This window comes from Pseudonocardia sp. McavD-2-B (assembly GCF_024124365.1).
Classification (GTDB): domain Bacteria; phylum Actinomycetota; class Actinomycetes; order Mycobacteriales; family Pseudonocardiaceae; genus Pseudonocardia; species Pseudonocardia alni.
In genome coordinates this window covers 1-2339 of sequence record NZ_JAMXSG010000460.1, presented here as the reverse complement: position 1 = coordinate 2339, position 2339 = coordinate 1, and the positions used below count along the sequence as shown (strand labels likewise).

At 78.8% G+C, this 2339-nt stretch carries 1 protein-coding gene and 1 pseudogene; one reads left to right on the top strand and one right to left on the bottom strand.

The genetic code is table 11. The features are described 5' to 3' along the window. The coding region (locus NH602_RS30175) for an HAD-IC family P-type ATPase (RefSeq protein ID WP_253069603.1) at positions 1 to 1106 on the top strand (1106 nt) is incomplete at its 5' end. Here NH602_RS30175 and NH602_RS30170 read toward each other — a convergent pair. Beyond that, positions 1046 to 2339: pseudogene (locus NH602_RS30170) on the bottom strand (phosphoketolase); the annotation flags it as partial. The gene NH602_RS30175 and the pseudogene NH602_RS30170 sit on opposite strands and share 61 nt — an antisense overlap.

The window sequence follows — 2339 nt, the reverse complement described above, 5'->3', positions numbered from 1 at the left end:
CGGGGCCGCAGGAGACCGGGCTGCTGCGCCTCGACGACCCGGTCCGCGACGACGCCGCGGCCGCGGTCGGCGCGGCCCGCACCGCGGGCGTCCGCACCATGATGATCACCGGTGACCATCCGGCGACGGCCGCCGCGGTGGCCGCGGCCGTCGGTCTGGACACCGGGGAGCGCGACGGGCTGCCCGCCGTGCACGCCCGCGCGGACCCCGGCACGAAGCTGGCGCTCGTCGAGTCGCTGCGCGCGGCCGGCGAGATCGTCGCCATGACCGGCGACGGCGTCAACGACGCCCCGGCGCTGCGCGTCGCCGACGTCGGCGTCGCGATGGGCGAGCGCGGCACGGAGGTGGCCAAGGAGGCGGCGGACGTCGTGCTGGGCGACGACGGGCTGGGCCGGATCGTGGCCGCCGTCGCCGAGGGCCGCCGGGTCGCCGACAACGTGCGCCGCTTCGTCCGCTACGGCCTGGCGGGCGGCCTGGCCGAGCTGCTCGTGATGGTCGCGGGGCCCTTCCTGGCGCTCGGTCTCCCGCTGCTGCCCGCGCAGATCCTGTGGGTGAACCTGGTGACCCACGGGCTGCCGGGGGTCGCGATGGGGTCCGAGGCGGCCGAGGCCGACGTGCTGTCCCGCCCTCCGCAGCCGCCGCGGCAGGGCATCCTCACCCGGCGCACGGTCGTCGAGACCGCGGTGCTCGGCGTCGTCGTCGCCGGCTGCTCGCTGGTGGTGGCGACGACGGCGGCCGCGACCGGACGGCCCTGGCAGACCATGCTGTTCGTGACGCTCGCGCTGAGCCAGCTGGGGCTCGCCCTGACCACCCGGTCGGACAGCACGCCGCTGTGGCGGCTCCCGGTGCGCACCAACCCGTTCCTGTACGTGGCCGCCGCCACGAGCGTGCTCGCGACGCTCGCCGTGGTCTACCTGCCCGGTGCGGGCCTGCTGTTCCACACCGTCGCGCTCGGCCCGGCGGAGCTCGCGATCGCGGTCGGCGCGGCGGCGGTGCCGTCGGTGCTGGTCGAGGCCGAGGAGCTGCGGCGTTCCCGCCGGCGGGCTCACCCCGGCCAGGACCAGTCCCGCACCAGCGGGGCGTCCTCCCCCGTCTCGTCGGCGTGAGCGAGGCAGACCGCACGCAGATCCAGCAGCCGCTGCCGCAGGCCCGTCCGGCGCACGGCGAGCCCGGGGACGCGGTCGAGCGCGTCGACCGCCAGCCGGAAGCGGTCCAGCCCGTCGCGGGCGAGCACCCCGAAGGGGGTCGCCGGGCCACCTCGCCGTCCGCGGCCCGCGACGTGCCAGAGCTCGCGACCGGGGCGCCGGGCCAGCAGGTGGTGGATCAGGGCGGGGCGGCCGTGGAAGGCCAGGACGACCGGGACCCCGGGCGGGAACAGCGCGTCGTGGTCGCACGCGGGCCACCCCTCGGGCCGTTGCGCGGGCGTCGCGAGGCGGCCCGGCTCGACGATGTCGACGACCCGCACCGCGAGCCCGGGCAGGTGCTCGCGCAGCAGCGATGCCGCCGCCACGACCTCGACGGTGGTGGCGGCCCCGCACCCGGCGAGGACGACGTCGGGCAGGGCACCGGGATCGACGGTCCCGGCCCACTCCCAGACCCCGCCGCCGCGGCGCACGTGGGCCGCGGCGGCGTCGGGGTCGAGCCACTGCGGGCCGGGTGCGGTCCCCGCGACGACGACGTTGAGCCCGCTGCCCGGGCCCAGGCACCGGCGGGCCACGCACAGCAGGGTGTTCCCGTCCGGGGGCAGGAACAGCCGCGCGCCCCACGGCCCGTCCCCCACCACGTGGTCGGCGAGACCCGGGACCGGCCCGGCGTGCCCGTCCGGGCCGCGTTCCCCGCTGCGGTCGGCCACCAGCACCGTCAGCGCCGCCGGGGACCGCCGCCAGGGCACGGTGTCGATCTCCGCCAGCACGCTCGCGTAGCCGTCGAGCATCGCGTCGACCTCACGGACCTGCTCCTCGGGCAGGACCGCCAGGCCGTGGCGGCCGGACAGCACGTAGCCCTCCAGCCGTCCCTGGCAGACCCGGGCCGAGGCGACGCCCAGGACCCGGTGCCGCTCGGGCGGCCCGGCTCCGTCGGGGCGGTCCTCGTCCAGCGCCCCGCCGAGACGGGCGTCGGCGACCCCGCCGGGGGCGACCACCCGGAACCGGTCCGGGTTGGCCGCGAGCACCTCGCGGACCCAGCCGCCGAGCATCCGGGTCGCCCCGGCGACGGTGACCCCGGGGACCGGCACCGGGCGCTGGTGCGTCCGGACCGTCGGCAGCTCCAGCGGCCGCACGAGGGCGCCGCCGTCGGCCTGCGGGCACGCGCTCGGCGGCGGCACGCACCGGCCCTCGGCG